The organism is Streptomyces sp. NPDC048337 (assembly GCF_043201175.1).
Taxonomy (GTDB): Bacteria; Actinomycetota; Actinomycetes; order Streptomycetales; family Streptomycetaceae; genus Streptomyces.
The window spans coordinates 562,910-585,144 of sequence record NZ_JBICYR010000001.1; the positions used below are offsets into that span (position 1 = coordinate 562,910).

Consider the following 22,235-nt stretch of genomic DNA (forward strand, 5'->3'; position numbering starts at 1 on the left):
CGGCCATGACAACCTCCCCTCTGGGGAGAACTACGGCTCTTCGACACTTTCCGTGAAACGAGTTGGTCAGTGGGCCAGGAGGATGCGTCTGCGGAGGAGATCGAACCCGGCGCGGCCGTAGTGCTGGCGCTTGAGGAGCTTGATTCTCGTGACGTTGCCTTCGACGGCGCCGGAGCTCAGTGGGAGCGTGAGTCCGGCGGTGACGGCGGAGAGGTCCTTGCGGAGTCCGTTGGCGAAGGTGCGGATCTCCTTGACCTGGGACTCGTCTGCCTGGGCGAGCCAGTCTCCCAGCCGGTGCCCGTCGCGGCGGCGCAGGATGGTGGCGAAGCCGCGGGCCAGGCGGCAGGCCTCGGCGATCTCCGGGCAGCGTCCGGAGACATCTTTGAGGTCCTGGCGGGCCTGGTCGCTCTGGTTCTCCGGGCGGCCGATGATCCACCGGACGACATCGGCGACCGCAGGTGGTGGCGGGGGAACGGATCGTGGGCCGTTGTGCCTGGCCAGAGTGTTGAAGAACCGCCGTACGCTTCTGCGGCCCCCGAGGTAGCCGCGGGTGGTGAGCTCGTCGAGCAGGGTCTGTGCGTTGTCGCATCCTTCGGCCCACCGGCGCGCGAGGTAAGGCTTGTGCGGGGTCAGGGCACTGGTGCGGCCGGGCCGCTCGCGTATCAGCGACTCGGCGGTGGCGGCCCTCGCGTATCGCCGTACCGTTTTGCGGTCGAGCCCAAGCCGGGGGCTGATCGCGTTGATGGTGAGGCCCTGCCGGAACAGGGTCTGGACGGCGTGGTGCCGTTCGCGGATCTTGCGTTCGTAGGCAGATTCCGCACCCGGGGTGCTGGCCGGGCCCGGAGTTGCCTCGGGCTCGGGCTCAGGAACCTTGAGGCAGGAGCGGTGGCAGGTGACCGTCTTCTCCAGGCCGGTGGTGAGGTTGTGGAGCAGGTGCCAGCGGTCTGCGACCTGCGGGATTCCGGGCTGGCCGCGTTCAGCGCCCTCGGCGAAGGCACCGCCGCGGTCCCGGCAGACGGTGCCGATGTGGGGGTGCCGGCGGAGCCAATTCGCGAAGGTCTCGGCCGTGTGGTCGGGCAGGACATCGATGGGACGGTGGCTGTCCATGTCGATGAGGATGGCGCCGAAGCGCCGGCCACGGCGGAAGGCGAACCCGTCGACGCCGAGGACGGGTCAGTTCAGGCACTTCCGGGAGATCCATGGAGCGGATCAGTCGCAGTAGCGTGGGCCCGCTCACGGGAGTGGCCAACCGTTCGGCGAGTCGTTCGCCGGGCCTTAACCCGTGTCCAGGATTCCGCAGCGTCGCGGGTCAAGGCCCGGGAGGGCGCAGGGAACCCGTGACTCATGGGTTCCTTCCACCATCCAGACCCCGGTCAGGGAGCGCTCGCCCGGCTCGGCCAGGGCGGTGAGCGCGGCCAGCCTGGCACGGCTCCAGCCCAGCACCCGGTCGGCCGGTTCGACCAGGTACGGGTCCCACACTGCGCCGGCCGCGGCGGACCTCGTCTCCGTGGCGGTCGTGCTGTGTCGACCCGTACCGTCAGCCCGGCCTCGGCCAGGCAGAGTCACCAGGTCACGTCACCAGGTCACCGGGTCACCCGGTCACCACGATGAACCGTCGAGCGCGTCGTGGCTGTCAGGCGGAGCCCGGCACCGGGGCCGTTGCCACCAGCAGGGTCCGTGGGGGGACGGTCCAGCGGTCGCCCGGTTTGAGGGGGGACGGGGAGGCGGGGGTGCCGTCTGGGGTGGTGGTGTCGAGCATGGGCTCGTAGACCGCGCCCGGGCGCCCGGGGACGGTGAACTCGGTGGGTTGTCCGTCGGCGTTGAGGACGGCGAGGAGGTCGTCGTCGTGCGGGTCCACGGCGTCGCCCGCGAGCAGGAAGCCGAGGAAGCGGGTGGCCGGATCCTGCCAGCGTTCCGTGGCCATCGGGGCGCCGGTGCGGTCGTACCAGGCGATGTCGAGGGGGTTGCCCGTGCCGGTGAGGAAGGTGCGGCGCCTGAGTGCGGGATGGGTGCGTTGGAGCGTGACGACCCGTCCTACGAAGGCGACCAGGGAGGCGTCGGCGTCGCTCCAGTCGTACCAGCCGATCTCGTTGTCCTGGCAGTAGGCGTTGTTGTTGCCGCGCTGGGTGCGGCCGAGCTCGTCGCCGCCGTAGAGCATGGTGACGCCCTGCGAGAGCAGGAGCGTCGCGAGCAGATTGCGGCGCTGGCGTTCCCGTACGGCAGTGACGGCGGGGTCGTCGGTGGGGCCCTCGGCGCCGTAGCTGGACGAGCGGTCGTTGTCCGTGCCGTCGCGGTTGTTCTCGCCGTTGGCCTCGTTGTGCTTGCGGGAGTACGAGACCAGGTCGGTGAGGGTCATGCCGTCATGGCAGGTGACGAAGTCGACCGAGGCGTCCGGGCCGCGCCGGTCGGGTGCGTAGAGGTCGGTGGAGCCGGTGAGACGGCGGCCGAGGTCGGCCACCGCGGGCGCGCCGCGCCAGAAGTCGCGGACGGTGTCGCGGTAGCGGTCGTTCCACTCGGCCCAGCCGGCCGGGAAGCGGCCCACCTGGTAGCTGTCGGGGCGGCCGACGTCCCAGGGCTCCGCGATCAGCTTGACCCGGTTCAGGACCGGGTCCTGGTAGAGGAGCTGGAAGAAGGCGGAGAGACGGTCGACCGGGCCGCTCTCGCGGGCGAGGGTGGCCGCCAGGTCGAAGCGGAAGCCGTCCACATGCATCTCGGTGACCCAGTAGCGCAGGGAGTCGAGGATCAGCCGCAGGACCTCGGGGCGGCCGGCGTTCAACGTGTTGCGCGTGCCTGTCGTGTCGAGGTAGCGGGACGGGTCCGCCGGGTCGAGCCGGTAGTACACCTCGTTGGCGAGGCCGCGGAAGCTGAGGGCGGGATCGTCGGCGGGGCCCTCAGCCGTGTGGTTGTAGACGACATCGAGGATCACCTCGATGCCCGCCTTATGCAGCGCGGCGACCATCGTCTTGAACTCGGCGATGGGGCCGCCCCCGTCGGGCGCCCCGCTGTAGCCGGCGTGCGGGGCGAAGAAGCCGATCGTGGAGTAACCCCAGTAGTTGGTGAGTCCCCGGTCGAGCAGAAATTGCTCGGACAGGAACTGCTGCACCGGCATCAACTCGACAGCCGTCACCCCCAGTTCACGCAGGTGGCCGGTGATCGCCGGATGGGCCAGCCCCGCGTACGTGCCACGCAGCTCGGGCGGGACATCGGGGTGCGTGGCGCTGATGCCCTTCACGTGGGTCTCGTACAGCACGGTGTCGGCCCACGGCCGGCGCGGCGGCCGGTCGTCGCCCCAGTCGAAGGCGGTGTCGGCGACCAGCGACTCCAGGCGCCTGGGACCGACGGGGCGCAGCGCCTTGGCGTACGGGTCGAGCAGCAAGTCGCGGTCGTCGAAGCGGAGGCCGCGGGCCGGGTCGTACGGGCCCGAGGCGCGGAAGCCGTAGCGCTGCCAGGGGCCGACGCCCGGCACACGGGTGTGCCAGATGTCGCAGTCGACGGCGAGCGGCACGCGGCTCTCGCGGCCGTTGTCGTCGAGGAGGCAGAGCGTGACTTCGCCGCCGTACGCCCCTGCCGAGGAGTAAACGGCGAAGTCGGTGCCCTGCCCGTCCCAGGTGGCTCCGAGGAGATACGGGTCGCCGGGGCGGGTGTCGGTCATGTCAGTCGGATCCCGTCAGTCGTAGCCGCCGAACATGAAGAGGGAGGCGCGCTGGTCGGCCGGGTTGAGCAGGCCGTGCAGATTGCCGCCCTTGAGGAAGGCCAGGTGCCCGGCCGTGAGCCTGCGGACTTCGAAGGAGCGGGTGCGGGTGCCGGAGTCGGCCCAGTCGCCGATCACCATCAGTCCGTCGCCTTCGAGCATCAGGAAGACTTCCTGGTTGTCGCGGTGCCGGTGCAGACCGATGCCGCAGGCGGGGTCGAGGACGTGCAGGTCCATGTAGTCGACGGCGAAGAACTGCTCGGCGTCGCCACTGTCGTGACCTTTGCGGCCGAACGCGTCGAGGTTGTACGGCTCCAGGGCGCGGCGCAGTTCCCCGCTGCCCTCGAAGCGGCCGTAGTTGCTGAAGAGGTTGCGGTACTCCAGGAATCCGACGCCGCCGTGCGGATTGGGGCTGGTGCCCACGGTCAGATACGAGTCCCAGCCGCGGATCCGCATCTCGAAGCCGAGCCGCACGGCGTCAACGGCCCCGGTGCCGTCGGGCTGGGCGGTCCAGCGCACGTCGATGGCGAGGGCGTTGAGCGGATGCATGGCGTGCCGGGGGGCGACACCGCGTACGTCCTGCTCGGTGAGCCGGTCGCGGGCGAAGTCGTCGGCGCCGCCGGTGACGATGTCCGGCCGCGGCTGGAGGATGCCCGCGTCCAGGGAGGCCCTGCCGCGGTCGCCGAGCCGGTCCCGCAGCCCGTCGCCGCCGCGGCCCCACAGCTCGACCGTGTAGAAGTCGGTCTCCTCGTCGTAGGGGGCGCGCAGTTGGACGGAGGGGCCGCCCGCGACGGACACGGTGCAGCCGATGGAGTCGCCGAGGCGGCCGGCCGTCTGCCGGAGGGCCGAGTCGGGGCCGCCCCGGTAGCTCAGCTGGAGGAAGGGGCCGCGCCAGTCGTCGGTGGACGCCCAGCCGCGTACCGCCCGGGTGTCGGCGAGGTGGAAGTCGCGGACGTTCTGCTTCTGGAAGTCGGTCTTGACGTCCTGGTCCTCGGGGGCGAGCTGATCCTGGTTGGGTGCGCTGGGGCCGTACAGCTCCAGCCATCGGTGTGGGAACAGGTACTGCAGGGAGGCGGCGTCGTACGATTCGCGTTCGGCGGCCAGCCGGGAGCGTTCCACGAGGGTGAGCAGCTTCAGGAGCGGGTTGTCGGCCGCGTAGTCCGGCTGTTTCCCGGGCTCGACGCGGAAGACCGCATCGCTGTGCACGATCTTGGGCATCGGCCCTCCTCAGGTGGTGTGGTACAGGAACGCGACGAACTTCAGCGGCTGGTCGCCGGGGTTGCGGATGCCGTGGACACCACCGCTCTTGGTGTAGATGACGCTGCCCGGCCGTACCGGCAGCTCACGGCACTTGACCGGCCCGATCCCGAACACCTGCCGCTCCACCAGCGGATAGCCGGCGGTGGTGGGATCGTCGCCGTCGCTCATGTAGGCGAGGCCGGTGCCCGAGACGACGTAGTAGACCTCTTCGGAGCCGATGTGGCGGTGGGTGCCTTCCACGGCGCCCGGCGGGACGGTCACCTCGTGGAAGAAGACCAAGTCGCTGCCGAGCTCCCGCTGGAACAGCCAGCGCATCTGCACGATGTTGTCGTTGCGGCGGTCGGGATTGCCCTCGTCGGTCATCGCGTTGCGGTAGTTGACGGGCTTGATCTGCGAGGCGTCGGGGATGAAGAAACCACGCTGGAAGTCGAGGAGGTAGTTCTTGTCCTCGACCGTGTTCTGCGGGGAGCTCGGCTCCTGGGTCCGCGGTTCCTGGTGGGAGCGCAGATAGGCGTTGTCCCACTGCGGATTGCCGAGCCGTTGTCCGGTCGGGTACAGCACCCCGTCCTCGCGGAAGGCCATGGCGACCTCGCTGATCTCGCCGAGCAGCGGGGAGAGCGCCGGCACCCGGGTGATCGGCGCGTCACGGCCCATCAGCGGAAGCACCCGATGGTCGTGCGGAGTGCCTTCGGGGGCCTCCAGGGTGCCCCAGATCTCGGCGGTGTACGCGGCGATGACCGGGTCCCAGTGAAGGGTGACGGTGGCCTCCGCCGTCTTCTCGGGGTCGTCTCCGGTGATCCGTACCCAGGCCTTCGTACGGGGGCCGAGGCGTCGGCCGAACTCACGGGCCTGCTCGACGAGCCGGATGCCCGAGTATTCGAGGCGCAGCATCGGGCAGAGCTTGGTCCCGCCGAGGAAGACATCGCCCTTGATGGCGGTGCCGTCGGCGGAGTTGCGTACCTCCGCGACGTAGTAGCGGTAGCGCGAGGAGCGCGTGGCGGTGAGGTAGCGGGCGTGGTAGATGCGGTCCGGGTAGAACACCACCCGGAAGATCTCGTTCTCCGGGTGCGTGTACACCTGGTCGAAGCGGGTGTCCATGTCAGAGCCTCCCGAGCAGCACATCGCCGACGCGGAACGAGTTGGCCTCGATGGTCAGCGTCGGATTGGCGCTGCCGGACGTCGGCATGAATGCGCCGTCGGTCACGTAGAGGTTGTCGAAGTTCCAGGCCCGGCAGTCCGGGTCGAGTACGGAGTCGTCGGCGTCGCTGCCGAAGCGGGCGCCGCCGAGCACATGGTTGGCAATCCGGACGACCGAGCCGCCGACCGAGCCGGAGCTCACGTCCTTCATGTCGCCGCCGTTCTCCAGGATGGAGCGGCAGGTGTCGGCCAGGGTGTCCATCAGGGCGCGGTCATGGCTGTGCCAGGTCTTGATGATGTAGGCGACCGGGCGGCCCCATTTGTCCTTCACGGTGGGGTGCAGCTCGATGCGGTTGGCGCGCTGCGGCACCTGGTTGGCCATGAAGGCGACGGAGAGCCTGCGCCCGAAGCTTGCTTCCAGATAGTCCTCGAAGCCGTTGCCGAGGAGGCCGGTGTCGTAGAGGTAGCCCTTCCACATGTTGTCCATGTCCATCGCGTGCCAGGTGCGTGCGAGGGAGATGGGAAGGGCTCCGTCGGAGGTGTTGTTGTAGATGACCCCGCCCGCCCACAGCCGCTTCTCACGGATCCACTCGGTGCGGGCGCAGTGGTCGGTCGCCCAGTCCGAGTCGAGGGTCTTCGACTTGTCGGCGCGCTCCGGCACGATGCACTGCGCGCCGCCGAAGCAGTGCGTCAGGAAGTACGCGCCGAGCAGACCGTTGCCGTTGATGCGCCGGTCGAAGGCCCGGTCGGCGGCGCCGGAGAGCTTCAGCAGCCGTACGGACTCGATGGCCGAGCAGGCGACGACGACGATGCGCGCCGAGATCGTGCGGGCACGGCCGGCCGGGTCCCGGTAGTGCACCTTGGTGACCCGGGAGCCCTCGGCCTCCAGATGGGTCACGCAGCAGTTGGCGCGCAGCTCGAAGCCGCTCCCGCGCTGGAGCGGGGCGAGCAGGGACACCCAGGTGCTGGACTTGAGGCCGAGCGGATCGCCGTAGCGGTTCACGAAGGCCGTCTTGATGGTGTCGGGGTCCTTGGGGACGGTACGGCCGCTGGGGGCGTGGTCGCGCGTGATGACGGCGAGCGGGGTGCGGTAGCGCGGCATGCCGAGCGCGTCCATGCCGGCGGCGGCGTAGCGGCTGATCGGGTTGGGTTCCAGCGGCGGCTGGTAGTGGTCGGCGGACGGTACCTTGGCCTGGCCGGTCCAGGTGCCGTTGATGCCGACGAGTTCCTCGGCCTTGGTGTAGTACGGCTCCAGCGCGGCGTAGTCGACGGGCCAGTCGCGGGCCTCGCGGCGGACCTCGCCGCCCGGGTCGTCCCTCAGGTCGCCGCGGCCCTCGTTGAAGGAGCGCAGCCGGAGGTCGTCGGGGGTGAAGCGGGGCGAGACCCCGCCGTACAGCTGGGTGCCGCCGCCCACCACCTGAGCCGTGTATCCCTCGATGGTGACCCGGTCCTGGCCGTCGGAGTCCCGGTAGACGTGTGGTTCGTCGTTGAGGTCGGGTTCCACATGGCTGGAGTAGTACGACTCTCCGGTGTTGGCCACGCCGGGTACGGTGATGCGCTTCTCCGCGCCGGTGGCGAAGGACTCGTCGCGCTTGAAGTCGCTGAGCCCGCCGGGGCTCTGCATCTGGGTGCGCAGCATCGGGCCCTTCTCGAGCACCACCACCTGGTGCCCGGCCCTGACGAGGGCGTGGGTGAGCGGTGCTCCGCCCGCGCCGCTGCCGATGACGACGACCTCGACCTGTTCCACCTCGGTGGTCATGCGTTCCCCCGTCAGCCGCGGTAGTCGGTGTTGTGCCCGAGCGGTGCCTCGAGGGCGCGCCGCCAGTCGAAGAGCGTGGCCCCCGCGGAGTCGCGGAAGCGGCTCTCCAGATACATCCAGCCGGCCGCCCCGGAATTCCCGTGGTGGCGCGGGTGCACAAAGGCCCCGGTCATCGCGTGCCGCCTCAGCAGCAACAGGAAATTACGGGGTTTTCCATAACGCCCGTAGTCCCACCCGGGAACTTGCTCGGTCTCCATCTGTGCGTAGAGATCCGCATACACCTCGGGTGGCGCCAGAGCTGGTTCCAGACCTCCGCAGCGGGCCCTCACCAGATCCCCGATGCTCCTGAGACAGGTGTGGTAGTCGTCGGCGTTGTGCTGTTCCTCCCGCGAGATGATTTTGTCGATGTAGTTGACCGTGCCGACTTCTTCGTCGAGCTGGTACGACAGCGGGAATTCCTCGCTGCGGCCGGCCCGGTCCAGCGATTCGTACACACCGCGGATGAAGCGGCGGTTCTCGTCCAGGCGGAACGGCAGCAGATGCCGCACCAGGCGTCCGAGGACCTCCCGCTCGGCGCGATTGAGGGCGAGCGGCACCGTGCAGGCGTCGGTGAAGAAGCGCGACCAGGTCTCACCGTTGTCGACCACCGCGCGCTGCGGGTTCACGGGGTCCAGGCCGTACGCGCCGTCCACGGCGAACTTGTAGAGGTGCACCTGGCCCTTGGGGACGCGTACGGTCGTCGCGAACAAGCCCGTCGGCTCACCCGCGAACATCAGCGGGCGCAGCGGTATCGGAGTGTGCAGCGGCGCGAAGGTTCCGACGACCTCCACCTCGCGCGCTGCGGCGCGCCGCCCGTCGTGGACGAACGTCACGTCGTTGAAGGGGAAAGACGTCTCGGCGGACGCCCCGTCCCAGTGCGTGTCGACGAGGGGAAACCGCCATGCCTCGCACACGGCGGCCCGCGCGTCACCCGGCTCGTACTGGCCGAAATCGTGGCGCGGATCCTCACTGTCACGGGCGAGGTATTTGGTGCAGTGGTTCAGGACGTACTGATCGTCCTTCTCTATGATTTCGACTTTCACTGCGGCCCCCGGATGATTGACCATCAGATGCCCCCGACGCAGACCGTCATCGAAGCTATTCGCGAACCGGGTTCTTGTCCACGGATACGGCGGGAGCGCGTACCGTTGCCTACATGCGTGCTGCCTGGTACGAGAAGAAGGGTCCCGCCGCGAAAGTCCTGGAGACCGGTGAAATGGACGCACCGGTGCCCGGACCCGGCGAGGTGCGGATCCGGCTGCGGTATTCCGGGATCAATCCGGGCGATGTGAAGAAACGCCGGCCCTGGCTTGGCGCGGAACAGATGCCGTACCCGCGCGTGGTGCCGCACAACGACGGCTCGGGAGTCGTCGACCTCCTGGGCCCGGGTACGCCCGCGGAGCTGCTCGGGCGGCGGGTATGGTGCTCCTACGCGCAGAGTTACCGGCCCTTCGGCACGGCCGCCGAGTACACCACCGTGCCCGCCCACTGTGTCGGCCCGCTCCCCGACGAGGTCGGCGCTGAGCAGGGCGCCTGCCTCGGCATCCCCGGGATCACCGCCCACCGCGCTGTCTTCGCCGACGGGCCGGTCACCGGGCGTACGGTCCTCGTCGCCGGGGGGCGCGGCGCGGTGGGGCGCTCGGCGGTGGCCCTGGCCGCCCGCGGCGGAGCCCGGGTCATCGCCACGGTGACGGGTCCGCCCGAGCCGGTGCCCGGCGCGGACCATGTCCTGACCGCCGGGGACGACCTGGCGGACCGGGTCCGCGACCTCACCGGGGGCCGCGGCGTGGACCGGATCGTCGAGGTCGCCTTCGACGCGAACGTGACGCTCGACGCCGAGCTGCTGGCCCAGGGCGGCACCCTCGCGGCGTACGCGACCGCGGAGCCCGCTTCCCCGCTGCCGTTCTGGCCCCTGGCCTTCGCCAACGCCACCGTCCGCCTGCTTGGCTACGATGACTTCCCGCCCGACGCCGTACGCGCGGCGATCAAGGACGTTACCGCGGCGGCCGCGGCAGATGATCTGCGCCACCCGATCGCGGAGACCTTCGGCCTGGAAGCGATCGCCGCCGCCCACGAGGCCCTGGAGCACCCCTCCACCGGGCACGGTCGGATACTCCTCTCACTGCCCTCCTGAACCGGCCAGGCACACTGCTGAGACGAGTCCCACAAGGATGAGACCCTGATGAGCCTGTACGACATCCCGCTGCGCACCCTCTCCGGCCAGCCGACCTCGCTGGCCGACCACAAGGGCAGGGCGGTGCTCGTCGTGAATGTCGCCTCGAAGCTGTTGAGCGACGCTGAAGATGTGCATGAAGGCGACGTGTTGGTTGTCGACGGGGCGGGATGAAACGACCCCGGCGGCCGTCAGGCCGCCGGGGTCGTGGTGAACATGGTGTCGTCTTCGTGGTCACTCTGTCGCGTGGGTCTCGGTGATGGCGGCGATGAGGCACTGCCAGGCGATGTTGTTGACCGAGCGGGGCAGGCCGCGGCTGGTGAGATGGATGAGTTCGACGGCGTCGTCGGAGAACAGGGTGTCCTGCCGTCCGGCGATGGTGGGGTGCTTGATGTAGCTGGCGGTGTCAAGGTCAACGGAAAGGACACCGGCACGGTGGTCTCAGCCTGACCGAGCAACGCGCGAAGCTGCCCGTGAAGCTCCGAACCACTGAGGTTGTTCCTGTTTGACGGACATGCCTTCCCGGGCACACGCCCAGTTCTCGGATGTCCGTCAAACAGGAACAACCTCAGTGGTGGCGGCCGTGTCCGGAGAGGTCAGGGTGACAAGCATGTTGGTGCACATACGACGCGACAGCCGGTCCGCGGGCCGGCCGTCGAAGTAGTCACGAAGAGCCTCGCGGCCCGCTATACGGCGATCTCCGGCGGGCCATTCCCAGATCCCGTCCGGCGTGAAGAGGTCCGCCACCGAGCTCGGGTTCCCGGGGGCAAGCTGACGGACAAACTCGATGATCAGTCGCTCGCATGCCCGCTCGGCAAGCAGGCGTTCCATCGGGCCGAGAGTTTCAACATGCGTGATCAACTCCTATCAGACCCGCGCATGGAAGCGAAGGCTTCCCGGAACAACACCCAGCAGCTACGCCCGCCCCCGGCGTTCATGTCGTCCACCTCTGGAAGAACCGGCGCACATGATGCATGGGACACCCACAGCCTGTCCGATCGGGGGAGAGGCCGGGAGTCGGACGGAGCCGGCCAAGAGCATGGCGGTCTGAGCCAGCCGCCCCGTAAACCATCTGACATGGCTTCCCTCTCTGCTGCCGCCACGTTCGTTGGAGCCAACCATCTCTGCTCGGCCTGCTCGGTCTTGAGGCGGATGTCGCGCAGGTGAGTGTCCTGATCTCGGGTGAGATGTCTTGGTGGTCCCGGCTGTTGGGAGTGGCGGCCCGGCAGTCGAGGCGGGGCCGTGCGCACGCGCACATGCGCGAACCCCTACCGTGGTGCCCTCCATGTAGCGGATTTCGAACAGTGCGACGAACGGGATGTGACAGGTGACGGAGGCGAACGGTGCGGATCTGGTCGGCGAGGTTCTCGGCGGGAGGTACCTCGTGACCGCGATGATCGGCCGCGGCGGCATGGGGGTGGTCGCCCGGGCCGTGGACCAGTTGCTGAACCGCGAGGTCGCCGTCAAGGTCCTGCGGGCCTACACCGACGCCTCCCCCGCCGAACTGGCCGATCTACGGGTCCGGATGCAGAGGGAGGCGCAGGCCGCCGCCCGCATCCGGCACCACGGTGTGGTCACGGTGCACGACGTGGTCGAGGAGCAGGGGCTGCCGGTCATCGTCATGGAGCTGGTCGACGGGCCTTCCCTCGACGCCGTGTTGGAGGAGCGCGGCTCACTGGATCCGCGCGAAGCAGCCGCGATCGGCGCCAGGCTGATGGACGCGCTCGACGCGGCACACCGGGCCGGGGTCCTGCACCGGGACGTCAAGCCCGGCAACGTACTGCTTGAGCACAGCGGCCGGATCGTGCTCACCGACTTCGGTATCGCCACCATGGAGACCTCCGGCGACGAGGCCCTGGCCAAGCTGACCCAGAGCGGTCAGATCGTCGGCTCGCTCGACTACCTGCCACCGGAGCGCGCACAGGGCCAGGTACCGGGAGCCGCGTCGGACATCTGGGCGCTCGGCATGACGCTGTACGCGGCCGTGGAGGGTACCGCGCCCTTCCGCCGTACGTCGGTGTGGTCCACGCTGGCCGCGATCGTCGGCGAACCGCTGCCGGAGCCCCGGCGCGCCGGACCGCTCACACCGGTGCTGAAGGCGCTGATGGCCAAGGACCCGTTGCAGCGGCCCGACGCAGGGCGGGCGCGCGAGATGCTGGAGGCGGTCGCCGGGGGCAGCGGGGCGGACCCCGCGCCGGCACCGGCGCCCCAGCCCGCCACTCCGCCGGGCTTCGGCCCCGCCCCCGTCACGCCGTTCTCCCAGCCCGCCCCCCAGCCCCTCGCCCCGTACTCGGCCGGCGCGTACGCGGCCCCTCCGCCGGGGGCGGGTCCCGAGCAGCCGGGCATGGCGCCTGGCATACCCGCCGGTCACCCCAGCCGTTCCGAGACCCGTGCCACGGCGGTCTCAGGGCGGAGCCGCCGCACCCAAACCATCGTCGCGGTGGCGGCCGCCACCATCCTCACCTGCGGCGGCGTCGCATACGCTCTGATGGACACGGGAGGCGCTGAGGGCAGCGGCGGGTTGAACACGGCGCTGCCCACCGCGGGCACGACCGGCGCCCCGGGCTCCCCGGGGGACCTGACGTCCATCAGCCCCGGCGCGACGCCGTCCGGCACCCCCTCGAAGAAGACAACACCGAGCGCTGCGCCGAGCAGCGGAGGTGACAAGTCGGCCGGGAACCCATCAGCCTCTCCGAAGGCAACGCCCGGTTCCACGGTGAAGGAACCCACCCCGGTGTCGACGGCGTGCACCGGGTGGGCCCACTCGAACCGCAGCGACGGCTACGGCCACGCGTCCCAGACCACCCACCTCTACACCGGGCCGTACGCGGAGTGCTCCTTCGTGACCGAGGTCAGCTCCGGCACGAAGGTGTACTACCACTGCTACGTCTCCAACGCTCATGCCAACAAGTGGATCTACGCCCGTATTGCGGGCACGAACACCGAAGGCTGGGTGTTCGGCGACAAATCCACTCTGGACGGCGGCGCGATCGCCCGCTGTTGAGACTGATCTGTCCGAGATCGCGAGGGTAGTCGCCTCCACGACCAATCGGGGTGCGTTCCTGGCGACCGCAGTGTGGAGGCGGGCCACGGACCGGGCCAGGGCCGGCAGCCGAACCGCATCAGCGCCCGCGTGTGGACGACCAACGGATGGAGCGCCAACACCAAGGTGGAGGACGTCGCCAAGTTCAGGACCTAGCGGGACCAGGCGTACCCGCAACGGCACTTCCCCGCGGGGACCCGGCTCTGCGCGGACGGCTTCCGAGGCGGCTCCAGCGGAGGCCTGCCCTGCGTGACCATCACCGGGCGACCTGCTGTGACGACGACTCCTAGCGTGCCATCCCGTAGGCCCGCGGTGTCGGGGTGGGACGGGTCCGGGACAGCTTTGCGGCCCTGCCGCGGGCCGTTTCGAACGCCATGACCGGATTCCCGGCCTCGCGCCAGGGTTGAGCCCCGCACCATGGCCCGATCCGGCGGAACTGCTCCAGGGCGGCCCCGTACATCATCGACCGGAGCATGTAGTGCGCCAGCATGTGGCGCAGGGCAGGCAGGCGCTCGTCGTCGGGCGCGACCTGGTCGAACGAGGCGGCTATCCGCTTCAGCAGTCTCCTCGTCATGGGCGTGACGGGCAGCGCGCGAGCGGCGGACCGTTCGGTGAGCTCGTTCAGCGCGTGCAGGTACATCCCGGCGAGGGGGCTGCCGGAAGGGGCCTTGCGGACTGCCTGGCGGGCGAACAGCATCATCCGCCGGTTGCTGCCGTACCACTTGGCGCACCAGTACTGGAGGCCCTGCCAGTGCCCCTCGTAGTGGTGGGGTGCGCGGGCGATGAGCCCCTCCCAGAGCGGTCTGAACTGCGAGCGGCCGTACTGCGCTCCGCGCGCCGCCGTGACCATGACGACCCAGGGGCCCGGGTTGGCGGGGTCGAGCAGTGCGGCCTCGCGGGCTTCCTCGATCGCGGCCGGGAGCATGGCGCGGAAGCGGTTCATGTCCTCGGTCGGGACCGCGTGTGCGTAGGCGCTGCCCCGGATCTCCCAGGCGCGTTGGACCATGACGCGCGCGTGGAGGGTTGCCGCGTCGCAGTTCCCGGGCTCGGCGGCGCGCCAGGCGTCCAGCCAGGCGTCGTCCTGACGGGCGATCTGCTGCAGGAGCTCCAGCCGGGCCCAGCGCTCGTCCCAGTCCTCGCCAGCTGCCCGGACGTACCGCGCGGCGGCACTCCAGTCCCCTTCCCACGCGGCGTCGGCCACGGCTTGCCGCTCCTCTCCCCGTTCTGCCGACGGGGGAGGACCGGGGCGCCGGTTGTCGAGCTGCTCACGCGGCGGAAGGCCGTAGGCAGACGCCACGAAGTGCTGTCCGACCCAACGGTCGACACGGCCGGGGATGGTGAAGAGGAGGTAGAGCACGAGGAGAAACACGCCGAGTGCGACGGCGAGGAGGATGTTCACGGCGGGGAATGATTCCCGAATCGATCACTCTCCGCAATAGCCCAGGTCATCGATACGGCGAGGTCGGGGCAGGGTGCACGGGCGTCGGGTCGGGCCACGTGTGGGGGTATCGGGAAACGGATGTGCGATTGTCGGTGCCGCGTGATAGTCACTACCCCTACGGGAGGTGATCAACGCCCTCCCCGTTCGAACGCAATAAGGGGTGGGGGCATGGCATTGCTCCGTCAATGGGGACTCACGCTGGGGAAATGGGCAGGTAAGCCCGTTGCGCGGGTCCAGGAGGACTCGGGCGATCCCGACGTACGGCGCGTGCGCGAGGCCGCCGCGGCAGCGGACTGGTCCGCCGTACGCGCGGTCCTCGAAGCGCGTCCCGAGAGCGGCGACCGGACCGAGCTGCTGTGGGCCGTCGGCGACACCGATGGGGTGGAGCGGTGGATCGCCGGTGTCCTCGAAGCGGAGCCCGAGGCAGCCCTGCCCCGGCTCGTGGCCGGGATCCGCCACATCAGCTGGGGCTGGGAGGCGCGGACCTCGGCCCGGGCCAAGGACGTCTCGCGCGAGCAGTTCGAAGTCTTCCACGCGCGGCTGCGTACCGCCGAGGAGTACCTGTACGAGGTCGCGGAGCGCGAGCCGCTGTGGACCTCGCCCTGGTACGGCCTCCAGATCACCGGCCGCGGCCTCCAGGTCGGGCAGACGACCGCGCGACGCCGCTTCGAGGCGACGATGCGCCGCGACCCTGGGCACCTTGGAGCGCACCAGCAGCAGCTGCAGCAGGTGTGCGACAAGTGGGGCGGATCGCACGAGGAGATGCATGCCTTCGCCCGCGCGTCCGCGTTCGGCGCTCCGGCCGGAACCCAGTTGGGCCAGCTCGTCGCGATCGCCCACCTCGAACACTGGCTCTCCCTCGACGCCGGACCGGACGCCGCCTACATGCGGCGGCCCGAGGTCACGGCGTCCCTGCGGGAGGCGGCCGACCACTCCTTCCGGCATCCGGACTTCGTGCGTGACGGAGGGTGGATCCAGGTCCTCAACACCTTCGCGATGGCCTTCTCCCTGGCCGGGGACCGTGACGCCGCCCGCGAGTGCTTCGGTATAACGGACGGACGCGTGACGGAGTTCCCCTGGTACTACCTGAACGGCTCCGACCCGGCCGCGGCCTACCGCAAGCAGCGTTCGTCCATCGGCCGCTGAGCCGCTGACACCCGGGCTGGGGTTCGGCGGGGCGGCGGGGGCACCGGGGGCCCGGGGCACCGGTGGACCACGGCGGCTGCGAAAGCGCGGCCGGCCCACCGTCCCGGCAGCATCGCCCCGGCCTCGACGGCCATTGCCCCGGACCCCGGCCCCGCCCGTACGCGGACCCCCGTACCCCGCTCGCTGGGCATCCGCCAACCGCCCCAACGCCTCAGCCCGGTCCCCACCGCGCCACACGCCCGCGTACCCCTCTCGTCCGCTCACCCGCCCACGCCGCCCGCGGCGCACGGCCCACCGAAAGACTCCGCCAGGTGCCCAACTCAGAGACTGCACACACCTTCCAGGTCGACCTGCGCGGCCTGGTCGACCTGCTCTCCCACCACCTCTACTCCAGCCCCCGCGTCTACCTGCGCGAGCTCCTGCAGAACGCCGTGGACGCCATCACCGCCCGCCAGGCCGCCGCCCCCGGCGCGCCCGCCACCATCACGGTGCGCACCGGCGACACCCTCACCGTCACGGACACCGGTATCGGACTGACCGAGGCCGACGTCCACCGCTTCCTCGCCACCATCGGCCGCAGCTCCAAGCGCACCCCCGACGGCGTCCTGGACGGCGCCGGCGTCGACGCCGCCCGCGGCGACTTCATCGGCCAGTTCGGCATCGGACTGCTCGCCTGCTTCGTCGTCGCCGACGAGATCACCGTGCTCAGCCGGTCCGCCGCCGACCCCTCGGCTCCCGCCGTCGAATGGCGCGGCCACTCCGACGGCCGCTACACCATCCGCACCCTGCCCGCCTCGGCCGTGCCCGAGCCCGGCACCACCGTCCGCCTCACCCCGCGAGCCGACAACGCCGAGTGGACCACCCCGCAGCAGGTCGTCTCCCTGGCCCGCCACTACGGCGGACTGCTGCGCCACGAGGTCACCGTCCTCGGCCCGCACGGCGAGACCCACCGGATCAACGAAACACCCCCGTGGGAACAGGACCACCGCTCCCCGCTGGCCCGCCGCGAGGCGATGACCGCCTACTGCCGCAGCCTCTTCGACTTCACCCCCCTCGACACGATCGAGCTGGACCTGCCGGCCGCCGGGCTGCGCGGCGTCGCCTACGTCCTGCCCACGGCCGTGAGCCCGGCCCAGCGCGCCGGCCACCGCGTGCACCTCAAAGGCATGCTCCTGACGGACCAGGCGCCCGAACTGCTCCCGGAGTGGGCGTTCTTCGTACGCTGCGTCGTCGACACCACGAGCCTGCGGCCGACGGCCTCCCGCGAGGCCCTGTACGAGGACGGCACCCTCTCCGCCGTACGGGACGCCCTCGGTGACCGGATCCGCGACTGGCTCACCGGGCTCGCCGCCAGCGACCCGTCGCTGCTGCACCGCTTCATCGACACGCACCACCTCGCCGTCAAGGCGCTCGCCCGCTACGACGACGAGCTGCTGCGCATCGTGCTGCCGTGGCTGCCGTTCGAGACCACCGACGGCAACGTCACCCTCGAGGAGTTCGCGCGGACGCACCCGACCCTGCTGGTCACCCGTAGCGTCGAGGAGTTCCGCCAGGTCGCGCCCATCGCCTCGGCCGCCGGACTGGGCGTCGTCAACGGCGGCTACACCTACGACCGCGACCTCGTGCACCGGCTGCCGGAGATCCGACCGGGCACGGCCGTCACCGACCTCGACCCGGCCACCGTCACGGCCCACCTCGACGCCGTCGATCCGTCCGCCGAACTGCGCGCCGCGGCCTTCCTCGCCGTCGCCCGCGAGACCATCGGCATCCACGACTGCGACGTCGTCCTGCGCGACTTCCAGCCCGTCACCGCCCCCGCCCTGCTCCTCGACAACCGGGACGCCCGCCACGAGCGGACCAGGTCGAGCCTTGCCGCCGACAGCGACGGCCTGTGGGCCGACATCCTCGGCTCGCTGCGCCAGGAGACCCCGCGCGCCCAGCTCGTCCTGAACCACCTCAACCCGCTGGTCCGCCAGGCCATCACCATCGACGAGCGCGGCCTGGCCGTCACGACCGCCGAGGCCCTCTACGGCCAGGCCCTGCTCCTCAGCCGCCGCCCCCTGCGCGCGAGCGAGAGCGCCCTGCTCAACCGGGCCTTCATCGGCCTGCTCACCCATGCCATGCACCACACCGGTACGACGGCACCCGGCTCCGAGCCCCGGAAGGAACTGTAGATGCTGGACACCCCCGAGGCCGTCGTCGAAGCGCTCCGCGAGAACAACGACCGCCCCCACGGCCTGCAGCGCACCGTCACCGCCGAGGAACTCGTCGAGGCGGCCGAACCCTTCGACAAGCCCGACGTCCTCGTCACCGCCCTCCTGGAACTGATGACGGCGTACGAGCACACCGGAGAGCACCGCAAGTCGCCCGTCGTGTTCGCCCGGGTGCTGAAGCTCTGGGACACCGCCCCCGAAGCGTTCAGCCAGTGGGAGGCCCACCAGGTCTTCTGGCGCTTCAAGTGGGTGACGACGTCCCTGCTCCAGGTACCCGAGATGCCCCTGGCCACCATCCAGGGGTGGATCGAGCAGATGCGCACCCGTTACGCGGACGCCGACCACGGCATGCAGCCGGTCGCGGCGATGCGCTACCACATCGCGCACCACACGGGCGAAGGCCGCGCCGATGCCTACGACCTCTGGGTCACCCGCCCCCGTACGGAGCTGAGCGACTGCGAGGCCTGCGAGGTCCGCTACCTTGCCGAGCACCAGGTCACCTCGGGCGACGACGCCGGAGCGCTGGACATCTGGCAGCCGGTCCTCGGCGGGGCGACAACCTGCACCGAAGAACCGCAGATGAGCCAGGCGCGCGCCCTCCTGCCGCTGCTGCGCGCCGGCCGTACCGACGAAGCCCGCTCCCACCACCTCACCGGCTACCGCCTGGTCCGGGGCAACACAGGCATGCAGGACGAGGTCGGCCTCCACCTGGAGTTCTGCGCCCTCTCCCGCAACGAGGGGCGGGGGCTGGAGATCCTCGCGGAGAACCGCCCGCTGTTCGAGGCGACCGGCGCACCCCTGGACCACCTCGGTTTCCTCACCGGCGCCGAAGTACTGCTCGCCCGCCTCGCCGAGGACGGACACAGCGAAGCGGCCGTCGCCGGCCCGCCCGGACGCAACTGGACCGCCGGCGAACTGCTCGCCCACGTCCGCGCCGAAGCGGACCGGCTCACCACCGCTTTCGACGCGCGCAACGCCACCACCACGGTCGGGGACACGCGTCGCAGACGTCTCGAACAGCGCCCGCTGCTCGCCGAGCCGCTGCCGCTCGGCCTGCGTACGTCCCTCAGCCGTCCCTCCGCCGCGAATACCACGGCCGGCACAGCCCACGCGTCCCCCGTGGGAGTGGACGTTCCCCAGGACTTCGTCGCCCTGGTGCGCGAGGCACGCCGCCTCGAAATCGAGGGGCATCCGGGCGCCACCCGGCTCTGGACCCGCATCGAGGAGCGCCTCGCCGACGGCAGCGCCACACACGACGACGAACTCGGCCCGGAGGACCTGCTGCAGGCCGAGCTCGCCGAGCAGCGTGCCTACCGGCTGACCAAGGAGGACCGCAGCGCGGAGGGCACCGCCGAGCTGGAGCGGGCGACCGAGCTGTACGAGGGCCTTGACATGCCCTGGCACGCGCTCTCCGCACGCGCCCGCGGCCTGGCCTGGCTGAGCGTCTCCGACGACGCCGACCACGAGGCGGGCCGTACCGCACTCGACGCCGTCCTGGCCGAGGCGGAACTCCGCAAGGCGGAAGCCCCCTTGACGCCCGACACGGACTCCCCCTCCGCATCCGACGGGCCCTCCGAGACCGAGCTGGAGTACCTCACCGTGCTCTACGCGGCCACCTTCGCCGCCTATCAGGAGGCTGCGCGGACCCTGCCGGAGCCCACGGGCTCCGCCATGGAACGCTTTGAGGAACGCGCCGGGACACTACGGGCGGAGGCCGAGCGCCTGTCGGTACCCCACCAGGTGGCCAACGCGCTCCAGTTCACCGCCGACCTGGCCGCCCGCACCGGTGACACCGAACGCGCCGAGGAGGGCCTGCGGGCCGCCCTCGCGGCCGTGGACGCCTCCGGCCGGCCCTGGCGCGGCGCGCGCCCGCGCGCCCTGCTCGCCCAGCTGATGCTCGGCAAGGGGGAGCCTGCCGAGGCAGTGGAACTCCTCCACCAGGCGCTCGCCGACGCGGCACGGTACGACGACACCGACTTCGCGGCGGCCCCGACGTACGGTCTGCTCGGGCATGCGGCTTCACACCTCGGCGACATGAGCGGCGCGGTGCGCCACCTGTCGGAGGCGGCCGCGCGGTTCGACCAGGACGGTGCGCACGACGCTGCCACCGACGTACGGCTCCAGCTCGCCGACGTCCTGGCCCGGGACGGCCGACAGGCGGACGCCGTCGCCGTCCTGGAATCCGTCCTCACCGGTGAGGCCGCGGCCACGGGCGACGAGCGGGCACTCGCCCAGGCGCGCCTGACCCTGGCGCGCGGACTGCGGGAACTGGGGGAGTTCCTGCCCGCGGCCGAGGAGTTCCTGCGGCTCGCGGACACCGTCGCCGCGTGGGAGGGGGACGACGACCGCCGGGTCCTCACCCTGGTGGCGTCGGAGGCGGCGACCGCGCTGGCGATGGCCGACCGCTGGGACGCGGCCGCGACGGCGTACGAGCGCGCCGTCGCCGCGCACGCCGAGGGACCGAACGAACCCCTGATCATCCACATGATGTGCGAGTTCGCCCGGCTCACCCTGCAGGCCAGGGGACCCGAAGGCCTGGACACGGCCCTGGACCACCTGACGCAGGCCGACGCCCTCCTCGCCGCCGTACCGGAAGACACCGACCACTTCGCCGTCTGGTACGAACGGGGCAACGTGCACTACCGCCGCGCCCGCGTCCTCGCGGAGGCCGAACGCTTCGAGCAGGCCCTGGCCGAGGCGGAGGCCGCCATCGCCGCCTACGAGGAAGGCGGGGAACAGGGCGAGGTACCGCGCGCCGAAGCGGTACGGATCGCGGCCCTCATCGAGGGCAACGGCCTCGCCCGCTTCAAGGACGCGGTGGCCCGCCTGACCACGGCCGCCGCCCGCTGCCACGCGGCGGACCTCCCGGAAGCCGCCCACATCCTCGACGCCCTCCGCGAGGACTACACGAAGCGATAGTAGGGCTTGGTCAGGTTCCCTCGCTGGTGGCGTGTCTGTGTGACTGGTGATGTCGTTGACCGGGCATGTTGGCTGGGGAGTTGGCTGCGGTCCGGTGTGATCTGGAGGATTTCGCGGCGGAGGTGTTCGAGCCGTTCGGGCGGGTGGATCAGCGTCGGTGGGGGTCGGTCTATCTGCGTGGTCTGCTGATGGACGGCGGTCGCAAGTCGGTGGAGCCGATGGCCGCCCGGCTGGGCGAGGACGGCAACCGGCAGGCCCTGGCCCACTTCGTCACCACCAGTCCATGGGATCCGGCACATGTCCGGGCCAGGCTGGCCTGGAGGATGCAGCCGGTGATCAAACCGACCGCGCTCATCATCGACGACACCGGGTTCCTCAAGGACGGGGACGCCTCGGCCTGCGTGACACGCCAGTACACCGGAACCGCGGGCAAGGTCACCAACTGCCAGGCCGGTGTCTCCCTCCACCTGGCCTCCGACCACGCATCCGCGGCCGTCGACTGGCGCCTGTTCCTGCCCAGGAGCTGGGACCCGGCCTCGCCGGAAGCTGATCCCGCCAAGGTTGCCCGCCGCACGGCATGCGGCATCCCGCCGGAGGCGGGTCATGTCGAGAAGTGGCAGCTTGCGCTCGACATGGTCGACGAGACCCGCTCGTGGGGCATCGACGTTCCCGTCGCTGTCGCCGACGGCGGCTACGGGGACACCGCTGCCTTCCGCCTCGGCCTGCAGGAACGAGGACTGCACTACGTGGTGGGTGTCTCCACGACCGTGACCGCTCAGCCGGGCGACGCGGTCCCGCTCACTCCTTCCTACAGCGGCACCGGCCGCCCGCCGGCGGCGAGGTATCCCGAGCCGGCAAGGAGCGTGAAATCGCTGGTCATCGATGCGGGGAAGCATACGGCCAGGCCGGTGCAGTGGCGCGAGGGCTCCCGGCCCGGCACGGGTCGCAGCGGTTTCAAGCGGATGTACTTACGCTTCGTGGCCTTGCGGATCCGTCCCGCCGGCCGTGAGATCCGCAAGGCGGTCGAGGGGCCGGAGATTCCCGCATGCTGGTTGTTGGCCGAATGGCCGGCCAGAGAGCGGGAGCCGGTGCAGTTCTGGTTCTCGAACCTGCCCGAGGACACGCCGCTGACCACTCTCGTGAGACTGGCGAAACTGCGCTGGCGGATCGAGCACGACTACCGCGAGATGAAGCAGGCACTCGGCTTGGCCCACTTCGAAGCCCGGACCTGGAGGGGCTGGCACCACCACGTCACCCTCGTCTCCGTCGCACACGCCTTCTGCACCCTCCAGCGACGGGCCAGAGCCCCCAAAGACACGGCGCCGGCCTGACCCTCTACCAAGTCGTCCGAGAACTCCGGACTCTCCTGGCTACCTGGGCCGGCGCCTGCCCGACCTGTCACCGCGACATACCC

General features: G+C 70.6%; 13 protein-coding genes and 3 pseudogenes. 8 read left to right on the forward strand and 8 right to left on the reverse strand.

The annotated features are described in order from the left end of the window. Positions 1–66: 66 nt before the first annotated feature. From ACGFYU_RS02885 to ACGFYU_RS02910, 6 genes and pseudogenes are all read right to left on the reverse strand, one after another. Positions 67–1,158: pseudogene (locus tag ACGFYU_RS02885) on the reverse strand (ISL3 family transposase); the annotation flags it as partial. A gap of 475 nt (positions 1,159–1,633) precedes the next feature. Then, entirely contained in the window at positions 1,634–3,652 is a 2,019-nt protein-coding gene (glgX, locus tag ACGFYU_RS02890) for a glycogen debranching protein GlgX (protein ID WP_393825420.1), read from the reverse strand. Positions 3,653–3,667: 15 nt separating this feature from the next. Then, positions 3,668–4,909, reverse strand: coding sequence for a hypothetical protein (locus ACGFYU_RS02895; protein WP_393825421.1), 1,242 nt, complete (start codon positions 4,907–4,909; stop codon positions 3,668–3,670). Positions 4,910–4,918: 9 nt separating this feature from the next. Further along, entirely contained in the window at positions 4,919–6,049 is a 1,131-nt protein-coding gene (locus ACGFYU_RS02900) for a cupin domain-containing protein (RefSeq protein WP_393825422.1), read from the reverse strand. Between the two features lies 1 nt (position 6,050). Further along, positions 6,051–7,847, reverse strand: coding sequence for a GMC oxidoreductase (locus ACGFYU_RS02905; protein ID WP_393825423.1), 1,797 nt, complete (start codon positions 7,845–7,847; stop codon positions 6,051–6,053). A gap of 11 nt (positions 7,848–7,858) precedes the next feature. Further along, entirely contained in the window at positions 7,859–8,953 is a 1,095-nt protein-coding gene (locus ACGFYU_RS02910) for a glycogen-binding domain-containing protein (RefSeq protein ID WP_393825424.1), read from the reverse strand. Between the two features lie 89 nt (positions 8,954–9,042). Between ACGFYU_RS02910 and ACGFYU_RS02915 the strand changes: the two genes are divergently transcribed. The 3 genes and pseudogenes from ACGFYU_RS02915 (at position 9,043) to ACGFYU_RS02925 (ending at position 10,509) form a co-directional block, all read left to right on the forward strand. Further along, the gene (locus ACGFYU_RS02915; protein ID WP_393825425.1) at positions 9,043–10,020 is read left to right on the forward strand and encodes an NADPH:quinone reductase; all 978 of its coding nucleotides are present in this window, start codon (positions 9,043–9,045) and stop codon (positions 10,018–10,020) included. A gap of 48 nt (positions 10,021–10,068) precedes the next feature. Further along, positions 10,069–10,170, forward strand: a pseudogene (locus ACGFYU_RS02920) (glutathione peroxidase); the annotation flags it as partial. A 135-nt stretch (positions 10,171–10,305) separates the two neighbouring features. Further along, positions 10,306–10,509, forward strand: coding sequence for a hypothetical protein (locus ACGFYU_RS02925; protein WP_393825426.1), 204 nt, complete (start codon positions 10,306–10,308; stop codon positions 10,507–10,509). A gap of 120 nt (positions 10,510–10,629) precedes the next feature. On the opposite strand, the pseudogene ACGFYU_RS02930 reads toward ACGFYU_RS02925, so the two are convergent. Further along, a pseudogene (locus ACGFYU_RS02930) lies at positions 10,630–10,890 on the reverse strand (nuclear transport factor 2 family protein); the annotation flags it as partial. A 496-nt stretch (positions 10,891–11,386) separates the two neighbouring features. Here ACGFYU_RS02930 and ACGFYU_RS02935 point away from each other — a divergent pair. Next, positions 11,387–13,063, forward strand: coding sequence for a protein kinase (locus tag ACGFYU_RS02935; protein WP_393825427.1), 1,677 nt, complete (start codon positions 11,387–11,389; stop codon positions 13,061–13,063). A gap of 325 nt (positions 13,064–13,388) precedes the next feature. Here the strand turns inward: ACGFYU_RS02935 and ACGFYU_RS02940 are convergent, their stop codons facing one another. Then, positions 13,389–14,501, reverse strand: a complete 1,113-nt coding sequence (locus ACGFYU_RS02940) for a hypothetical protein (RefSeq protein ID WP_393825428.1) — start codon at positions 14,499–14,501, stop codon at positions 13,389–13,391. Between the two features lie 210 nt (positions 14,502–14,711). Here ACGFYU_RS02940 and ACGFYU_RS02945 point away from each other — a divergent pair, with 210 nt between their 5' ends. From ACGFYU_RS02945 to ACGFYU_RS02960, 4 genes are all read left to right on the forward strand, one after another. After that, the gene (locus tag ACGFYU_RS02945) at positions 14,712–15,689 is read left to right on the forward strand and encodes a hypothetical protein (protein ID WP_393825429.1); all 978 of its coding nucleotides are present in this window, start codon (positions 14,712–14,714) and stop codon (positions 15,687–15,689) included. A 311-nt stretch (positions 15,690–16,000) separates the two neighbouring features. Continuing rightward, positions 16,001–17,863: an HSP90 family protein gene (locus ACGFYU_RS02950; protein ID WP_393825430.1), complete on the forward strand. Its 1,863-nt coding sequence runs from the start codon at positions 16,001–16,003 to the stop codon at positions 17,861–17,863. Continuing rightward, positions 17,864–20,821: a hypothetical protein gene (locus tag ACGFYU_RS02955; RefSeq protein ID WP_393825431.1), complete on the forward strand. Its 2,958-nt coding sequence runs from the start codon at positions 17,864–17,866 to the stop codon at positions 20,819–20,821. Positions 20,822–20,886: 65 nt separating this feature from the next. Continuing rightward, positions 20,887–22,152 carry an IS701 family transposase gene (locus ACGFYU_RS02960; RefSeq protein ID WP_393825432.1) on the forward strand — a complete coding sequence of 422 codons (1,266 nt, stop codon included), beginning with the start codon at positions 20,887–20,889 and terminating at the stop codon, positions 22,150–22,152. The last annotated feature ends 83 nt before the right edge of the window (positions 22,153–22,235 follow it).

Bases quoted from the DNA above. Each gene is read 5' to 3' on its own strand.
- ACGFYU_RS02910 (WP_393825424.1), bottom strand. From the start codon at position 8,953: ATGGTCAATCATCCGGGGGCCGCAGTGAAAGTCGAAATCATAGAGAAG.
- ACGFYU_RS02895 (WP_393825421.1), bottom strand. From the start codon at position 4,909: ATGCCCAAGATCGTGCACAGCGATGCGGTCTTCCGCGTCGAGCCCGGG.
- glgX (WP_393825420.1), bottom strand. From the start codon at position 3,652: ATGACCGACACCCGCCCCGGCGACCCGTATCTCCTCGGAGCCACCTGG.
- ACGFYU_RS02955 (WP_393825431.1), top strand. From the start codon at position 17,864: ATGCTGGACACCCCCGAGGCCGTCGTCGAAGCGCTCCGCGAGAACAAC.
- ACGFYU_RS02905 (WP_393825423.1), bottom strand. From the start codon at position 7,847: ATGACCACCGAGGTGGAACAGGTCGAGGTCGTCGTCATCGGCAGCGGC.
- ACGFYU_RS02900 (WP_393825422.1), bottom strand. From the start codon at position 6,049: ATGGACACCCGCTTCGACCAGGTGTACACGCACCCGGAGAACGAGATC.
- ACGFYU_RS02945 (WP_393825429.1), top strand. From the start codon at position 14,712: ATGGCATTGCTCCGTCAATGGGGACTCACGCTGGGGAAATGGGCAGGT.
- ACGFYU_RS02915 (WP_393825425.1), top strand. From the start codon at position 9,043: ATGCGTGCTGCCTGGTACGAGAAGAAGGGTCCCGCCGCGAAAGTCCTG.
- ACGFYU_RS02960 (WP_393825432.1), top strand. From the start codon at position 20,887: ATGTTGGCTGGGGAGTTGGCTGCGGTCCGGTGTGATCTGGAGGATTTC.